Source organism: Burkholderia sp. Ac-20392, assembly GCF_017104585.1.
Taxonomy (GTDB): domain Bacteria; phylum Pseudomonadota; class Gammaproteobacteria; order Burkholderiales; family Burkholderiaceae; genus Burkholderia; species Burkholderia lata.
Map to the genome: position 1 here is coordinate 1 of NZ_JAAGPB010000396.1, position 8241 is coordinate 8241.

General features: G+C 67.8%; 4 protein-coding genes. All 4 read right to left on the reverse strand.

The genetic code is table 11. From position 1 onward, the window contains the following. Positions 1–2823: sugar-binding domain-containing protein (locus tag G3N99_RS29985; protein WP_206124183.1), on the reverse strand; the 2823-nt coding region annotated here is incomplete at its 3' end. Positions 2824–2896: 73 nt separating this feature from the next. Continuing rightward, on the reverse strand, positions 2897–5590 hold the full coding sequence (locus tag G3N99_RS29990; RefSeq protein WP_241011918.1) for a glycoside hydrolase domain-containing protein: 2694 nt from the start codon (positions 5588–5590) through the stop codon (positions 2897–2899). A gap of 450 nt (positions 5591–6040) precedes the next feature. Then, positions 6041–7228, reverse strand: coding sequence for a beta-propeller fold lactonase family protein (locus G3N99_RS29995; RefSeq protein ID WP_206124184.1), 1188 nt, complete (start codon positions 7226–7228; stop codon positions 6041–6043). Between the two features lie 128 nt (positions 7229–7356). After that, a partial coding sequence (locus G3N99_RS30000; protein ID WP_206124185.1) for an MlrC C-terminal domain-containing protein occupies positions 7357–8241 on the reverse strand: 885 nt, incomplete at its 5' end.

Consider the following 8241-nt stretch of genomic DNA (forward strand, 5'->3'; position numbering starts at 1 on the left):
CACGCCGCCGAGCCCCAGCCGGCAGTTCGGGCGATCGAGCCGCCAGCCGTCGACGCGCAGCGCGACGCGCGACACCGGCGCGCCGCCCGCATGCGGCAGGTCGATCGTGATTCGTCGCTTCCCGCCTGGCACCAGGTTCAGGTAGTTGTCGCTGTAGAACGCAGGCAGCACCCGCGCGCCGGTCGACGGATCGAACACCTGCAGGTGCGTCATCAGCGCGACGGCGGCGCCGATGTTCTCGACGTCGACCGTGATGCGCGTCGTCACGTCGTCGGCCTCGGCCGACGATGCGCTGACCGACACGGCCGCGCCCGGCATCGTATCGAGCGATGTGTATGCGTTGTCGCCCCCGTCGCGCTGCCGCCAGTAGACGTTCTCGGCCAGCGTATTGCCGCCCGAATCGGTCAGCGCGAGCGCGACGATGCACACGTCCGACTTCGCGGCAGCCAGCGCCGACGCGAGATTCGCCACCACGCGATACGACGCCTTCGCGACGCCGCCGACATCCGCGGTCGTCCGGCTGTTCAGCGTGCCGTCGAGGTTGTAGATGCGCATCTCGACGCGGCCGGTGACGGCTGCCGCCGTGTGATTCGCGATCGTCACGTCGGCCGTGCCGGCATCGAGAATCGCATTGACGCGGCGGCATCCGTGCTGCACCGCGAAGAACGACGCATGTTCCTCGAGATCGTGGCTGTACATCTGCCACACGAAGCTCGGCTGCGCGGGGTTCGTCATCCACATGATCACGCCGGTGGCCGGCGACGTGATCTTCCCGGCCACCGGGCCGATCATCACGGCCGCGTTCGCCTCGTAGATCGCGCGGATGCATTCGTAGTTCATCATCTGCGCCTTGCGCACGAAATCTGCGAGATTCCGGATCGCGCCGTAGCGCAGCGCCGTCATTGCGATGTACCCGGCGCCGCCCTGCTTGCCGACCGCCGGGTAGTACGCGCCGTTGCCGTTCATGTCGCGATCGGCCCAGAAGTCGTCGGGGCATTCGTACGAGCCGGGCGGCAGCATCGATTCGACGCATTCGAGCGTCGGGATCGAATGCGAGCCGACTTCGTTGTGAAACGCGACCGACGTCGTGCCGTAGCCGCGGCTGAACGCGGCCTGCGGCGAGGCCCAGTTGTACGGGCCGCCTGACGAATAGCCGTTCACCGCGCCGGCGCCCGTATCGCCGGCCGAACTCGTGAGGCACAGGCGTTGCGGGTCCAGCTCGGCGACGAGCGCGTCGAGCCCCTTGACCAGTGCCGGCGGCGGCGAACCTTCGTTGCCGCCGCACCAGAGCAGGATCGACGGACGATGGCGGTTGCGTGCGATCACGTCGCGGATATCGTCGAGATCGCGCGGCACGTTGGCCGGGCCCGACCCGTCTCCCTCGGTCGAGAAAAAGAAGTCCTGCCAGACGAGGATCCCGTAGCGATCGCATGCATCGAAGAAATCGTCGCTCGTGCTCTGCCCGTTCCAGTTGCGGATCAGGTTGAGGTTCGCGTCGCGATGGAGCCGCACCTGGTTGAACAGCCGTGCGCGCGGAATGCGCTTCAGCGCCTCGTCGAGCCCCCAGTTGCCGCCCATCACGAGGATCGGCAGGCCGTTGACCGTGATGCTCAACTGCTGGCCCATGCCGATGTCGCGCGCGTATTCGATGCGACGCAGGCCGATGTTCAGCGTGCGCTCGTCCGAGCGCCTGCGCGCCACGTCGACCCCGACCGTCACCGCGTAGAGATTCGGTTCGCCGTACCCGTTCGGCCACCACAGGCGCGGCTGCCGGATCGACAGCGCCGCGATATCCGACGACGTGAGCGACACCTTCATCGTCGTGCTCGATGCGGGAATCGTGATGTCGTGGCGGAACGGCGCACCGTTGCCGATGGTGCCGACGAGGGTCGCGACGAGATCCGCGCCCGAGCCGTTGTCCAGTTCGAGATCGAGCCGCAGCTCGGCGCGCGACAGGTCGGTGGACAACGTGTGCGCGACATTGATCGCCGCGATGCGCACCGCGCCGGTCGTGAACCAGGTCACCGGCTGCCAGATGCCGAGCTCGCGATCGGGGATCGTCGGCAGCCAGTCCCAGCCCGCCGAGCAGAAGAACGTCGGCCCGTTCTTCAGCGTGACGCCGGTCGGGCCGCCGTTGCGCCCGCCGCGCGTGACGCCGCTCTTGTAGCTCGGCAGCAGCGGTCCTTCGGAGAAATCCAGCTTGACCACGCGCACCGCGAGACTGGCCGCGCCGCCCGCCTGCGGCACGAGCCGCGAGGTGTCGAACGCACCCTGCTTGAATGCGCCTTCCAGCCTGCCGACGAGTGCGCCGTTCAGCCAGACCTCGGCGCAGTAATTGACGCCGCCGAAGCGCAGCCACAGCCGCTGCCCCGGCTGCCGCGCCGGCGCCGCGAAGGTCGTCCGGTACCAGTAGTCGCTGTCCTTCAGCGTATCGGGAATGGTGTCGGTGACGATGCGGCCGTAGAACGGATCGGGATACTTGCCGTTGACGATCATGCTGTTCAGCACGGTGCCGGGCACCGTCGCCGGCATCATGCCCGTCACGCCGGCCGCGCCCGACAGTTGCGCACCGCCGGCGCCCGGCAGGCTGCTCGCCGACGCGAACGTCCAGTTCGTCGCGAGTTCCTGCGCGGCCAGCAGGCTGTGCTCCAGGTCGTTCGGCACGCCCGGCACGGTGGGCGTGACCGTCGCCGGACCATCGGCGCCCGGCGTGCCGACGGCGCCCGACGCCGGATCGATATCGCCATTGCAGCCCGCGAGCCAGCCCGAGCCGGCGAGTGCTGCGCTGTAAGACAGGAATTTCCGGCGCGATTGCGATTGCATGTTGTCGTTCTCCCGGATGGTGTCGTCTCAACGGGCGCGCAGGGCGGCCCCTGCGCATCGTGCCCGCTTGTGTTTATCGCGCGCCGGCCTGACGCATGCGCGTCGCCGCTGACGCTCCGCCGGCCGTCATCTGCGTGTAGTCCGCGTTCGGACCGGACGGCGGCGTCAGGTTGTCGGCAGCCGCCCACTGCGTCGGCGTCGCGGACAGCGCGTAGTTCATCGTGCCGCCGTTGGCGATCTTGCCCAGCGGCAGCCATGAGCCAGCGTAGTCCGCGCCGTTGACCTTCAGCGACTGGACATACGCAAACGACGGGCGCCCCGAGCTATCAATCGCGACCTGCTTGTCGCTTTCGAGCCGCAGCGTCTTGCCGTTGCCGAACCACACCGTGATCCCGCTGAACTGCGGCGTGGACAGTGCCAGCCCCGCCTCCGACGGAATGACCGGGAACATGCCGAGCGCCGCCCACACGTACCAGCTCGACGTCGCGCCCATGTCGTCGTTGCCCGGCAGCCCGTCACGCGCGGTCGTGAACGACTTCGACATGATGATCGGGAGCACGTACTGTGCGCCGCTCGGTTGCCCGGCCCAGTTGTATCCCCACGGCGACTGGAACGATGGCTCGTTGCCGATGTACAGGTTGTTCGACGATTCGCCGCCGTTCAGGTCGCCGGTGGATGGCACGGTCGAGAACGGCGTGGTGATCGCAAACAGGTTGTTCAGACGCGTGACGGCCGCCTGCTTGCCGCCGATCGCGTCGATCAGCGCGCTCCAGTCCTGCGCGAAGGTCCAGAAGTAGTTCGGTTCCGTCGATTCGTGGAACGAACCCTGCACGAGCGTGCCCAGCGTGCCGGGCGCCGAGCCGGCTGGCGGCGCGTTGCGCGCGGCGATCACCTTGTTCGTGTAGTCGAAGATGTTGCGCCACCACCCGGCCCGCGTGTACAGCGAGCCGATGTTGTCGGCCGTCACGCCCACCGACGGTGCGTTCAGCACGCTGGCGGGCAGCGCCTGCAGGAACGCGGCCGCGGAACGGTCGCTCAGTACGCGCTCGATGGTGGCCGACGACGAGTGACCGTCGTCGCTCTGCGACAGGTAGTGGGCCGTCAGAAAATTCGCGAGCCCCGCTGCGCTCGTGCGGTCGTTGCATGCGCTGGACGGATCGAACACGGACTGCTTCGTCAGGCGGGCAGCCGACACCAGGTCGAAATCGGTCGCACCGAACTTGTACGCACCGGCAATCACGTTCAGCGCGTTGTCGCCGGCCATCGGCGTCGAGTCGTCGCTGCCGTCGACCCAGTGCGGGAATGCGCCGCATTGCAACGCGTCGACGACGAGCGACTGCATCATGTCGCTCGATTCCTTCGGTGCGAGCAATGCCAGCAACTGTGCCTGCGACCGGTATGTATCCCACAGCGAGAAACCCGTGTAGTGGTTGCCCGCGCCGCCCTGCGATCCGTCGGCGCGCCGGAATGCGTAATCGCCGACCTTTGCGGTCGCGCGCGGCGGAATGGTGCCGGTCTGGTCGACCGACTTCGGATAGCTGCCGTCCGCGTTCCTCGGCTGGCGCATGCTGCGGAATTCGCCGTTCGTGTCGCTGTAGAGCGTCGGCGTGCCGAACACGCGATAGAGCGCCGTGTAGAACTTCGTCAGGTTCGCCTTCTGCGTCGCGTTCAGCGCGGCGGGTGTCGCGGCCTGGTCGATCTGGATCGTGTTGAGCCGGTCGTTCCACAGGCCGGACGCGTTCTGGCGTGCGTCATCGAACGCGAGCTTCTCGCCCTCGGCTTTCAGGTTGGCCTGCGCATTCTGGACGCTGACGGACGAGACGCCGACTTTCACGGTGACGGTCCGGTCCGCGTCGGTCAGGTCGAACTGCAGCGTCGCCGCGCCATTGCTGGCGGTATTCACCGCCGATGTGCCCGCCTGCTTGCGCAGCGGCTTGTCGAAGGTCGCGTAGAAATACACGGGCGCATTCCACACCGTGCCGTACGGCGTGCAGAACGCGGGCGCCACGGCCTGCCCGCTCATCGACTTGCCGTCGCTCGCAAGCGCCAGCGCGACGTTGTTCGCGGTGACCTTCGTGCTGCCCGAATCGCTGTTGCCGTTCAGCTTCGCATCGATCGAGAAGAAGCCCTTGTCCTTGTTCGTGTACGTGAAGCGCGCGATGCCCGAGCGCGCAGTCGCGCTCAGCTCCGTCACGATGCCGTTCGCGAGACGCACCTTGTAGTACCCGGGCTCGGCCGTTTCATCCGCATAGCTGTATCCGATGCCGATCGGCCGGCCGCCCGATGCGACGGCCGTCGCCGCATCGGTCGGCAGCATCGCGACCGTGCCCTGCCCCGGGCACCCGACGCCGCTCAGGTGCGTCACGCTGAAGAAGTCGATCGTGCCGCCCGACCCGCCCGACGACAGGTAGCCGCCCGAGCCGTTGAAGTTGTAGCGCGGCGTGTTCGGCCCGAAATTCACCATCCCGAACGGCACCATCGCGCCCGGGCTCACGTTGCCCGCGTAGCCGGAATCGTCGTTGACCTGCGTGCCGATCAACGGGTTGACGAACTGCGTCAACGCCATGTTGGTGCGCTTCGGCGGGGCCGGTTGATCCGGCTGGGACGGTTGCGACGGTTGGGACGGGCCCGAGGTCGGCGGCACGGTGGACGGCGTGTCGCCCGCGCCGTTGCTGGCCGTCTGGACACCGTTCACATCGTCGCCGCCACACGCGGCCAGCGCCGCGCAAGTCAGTGCGGCGACGAGCAAGAGTCGTGGATTTTTCATTTTTTCGTTTAGTACCGTTAATTAAAACGATTGATCCGGCGCCGACGATATTCCGGCACGCCGCCTGGCTTGCGGCCCTGCGCGGCACATCATGCCGCGCGGCATGACGTCGACTGGTCCCCCCAAGCGACGCCGCGCCGACTTGTCACATGCGAATACCCGGCGACGATCGTTGCCGCCGCAACCGTCGCCTCCACCGCCCTGTCTCCGGGAACGTCACATGCTTCCCAGGGGCTTACAGTGCCGCAACGACTGTTTATTCACTACAAGAAGTTTCCCGAATTTTCAGTTTGTTTAACTAAACAATCCGGAGTTAAGTGGCTTTGGGTACAAATTTCCGCCATTTGTTGCGTTGCAACGGCGGTGCACAGGGGGTGTGCATTGACGGGCGCCCGGTGAATCCGGGCGCCGCATGAACTGACGGAACTGAACGAGCAAATGCCGTGCGCGTCAGCGCGGCAACGTCCTCAACGACGACGGCCCGCCCGTCAGCGCGATGCGCTTGCCCGTATCGTGCAGCTTGCCGCCTTCCACCGAATAGAGCGCCAGTTGCCGTTCGACGTTGAACTGCACGATCACGTGCCGGCTGTCGGCCGTGAACACGATGCCTTGCGCGGCTTCGCCGCCGGGCAACTCGCTCACCTTCACGGCCTGTCCGTTGCGGATCTCGAACAGCAGCACCTTGCCGATCTTGTGGCGGCCCGGGTTGTCGGGCGTCAGGTTCGAGCCGTCCATCGCCTGCACGGCGATCCACTTCCCGTTCGGCGAGATCGCGACGCCTTCCGGCAGCGACGGCACCGTCAGGTACTGGACCGTGCGGAACGGCACGCGCGACACGTCGATCAGCGCGACCGAATCGGCGTCGCCCGCCAGCGTGCCCGTATAGCCCGGCAGCCCCGCGAGCCCGACGTTGCTGACGACCGCCCAGCGGTTGTCGCTCGACACGTCGATCGTGTAAGGCGCGACGCCGGTGCTCAGGCGCGACCCGCTGTCGGTCACCTTGCCGTCGTCGACGTTCAGCACCGCGATGCCCTGCTCGTCGCGCAGCGACACGAGCGCATGCTTGCCGTCATGGGTGAAGCTGATCCCGGCCAGCCGCTTCTTGCCGATCTTCAGGTTGCCGTCGAGCGTCACGTTCGTGCCGTCGACGCGCAGGATCGACACGCTGCCGTCGACGTTCGCGACCAGCGCGAGCTTGCCCGAGCGGTCGATCGCGATCCCTTGCGGATGCGCGCCGAGCTCGATGCGCGTGATCGACGGCGGCGCGGCGTCGAGGTTCACGACCTGCAGGAACGTGTCGAACACGAGCTGCTTCGCGGCCGTGTCGTAGCGCGTCGGCGCGCCGACGAGCGCGATTTTGGCGTCGGGCGTGATCGCGACGGCCTGCGGCGGCCCCTGAATGCCGTTCTCGACGTCGACCTGCAGCGCGACCTTCGGCGGGAACGTGCTGGCGTCGAGCAGCGTCAGCGTGTCGGCGGGCGGCGAAGCCAGATAGGTGTCGCGGCCCTCGACGCGCTGGTACTTGCCGTCGTTGCCGGACACGATCCAGTCGGCGGCGTGGGCGGCAACGGCCGTCGTGGCGAGGGTCAGCGCGGCGAGCAGGCGCGCGCTGCGCGGGCGAAAATAATTCGAATGCATGTCGGTCGATTCTCCGGATCGGTTGCGGACACAATGGATGGCATCGACCCTGCGGCTCGACGGGTCGGTGCCATCGCATGATGCCCGAAAGCCGGCAAATCCGGCGTCTCGCGCCCGGTCCAGTTCCGTCAATCCGCCCGGCGTGCCCCGGACGACGACCATTCGCCGACCTCGTCGAGCGGATACACGGGCCGCGCCAGCCGCTCGTAGCGGAACAGCCCGTAGTCCGAACCCGTCACGCCGCGGCTGTCGCACTCGACCAGCGCAGCCGCGATCGGCACGAACACCGGCCGGCAATACATCCGCGACTTCAGCAGCAGGAAACGCGCGCGGCGCGGATCGACACCGACGCTCTCGAACACGCCGAGATCCCACGGCTCCTGCGTCCGCTCGCTGATGACCAGCGTGGCCGCGCCGATGTCGAGCACGGCGGTGCGGCCCATGTACGCGCGCTGCCCCGTGTAGGTCGGCCCCGTGATCACGTATTCGCCGTCGGTGAGCGCGCGCACGATGCCGGTCGCGCGAAACGGCGCGCGCCGCTCGCCGCCGTGCGACGGCAGGCGGTTGCCGACAGATACCGTGACGGTCGCGCCGACACCCGCGTCGATCAGCGCCGCGACGGCTTGCGGGTCGCACAGCGGCCCGCTGACGATCCCGTCCAGCCCGTGCGCGAGCGCGGCCTCGAGCAGGTCCATCGTGTCGCACGGGCCGCCCGACATGCAGTTGTCGCCGTGATCGAGCATCAGCACGGGGCGATCCGCGCCACGCGCGAGCGTTGCAGCTCGCTCAACTGAATCGCTGAGCGTTGCACTGCGGTAGACGAAGTCGTCGCGCGCGTCCCAGATCTGTCGCGCGATGCGCTCGGCCACCGCATCGGCCGCGGTCCGGTCGCCATCGGCCACCACGACGACGCTGATGCACGGCGCGGGAATGTCCGCGAGCGAGAAGCCGGGCAGCACCGAGACCGCGAGCATCCCGTCGGCCTCGGCCGCGCGCGCGGCCTCCACTGCGCG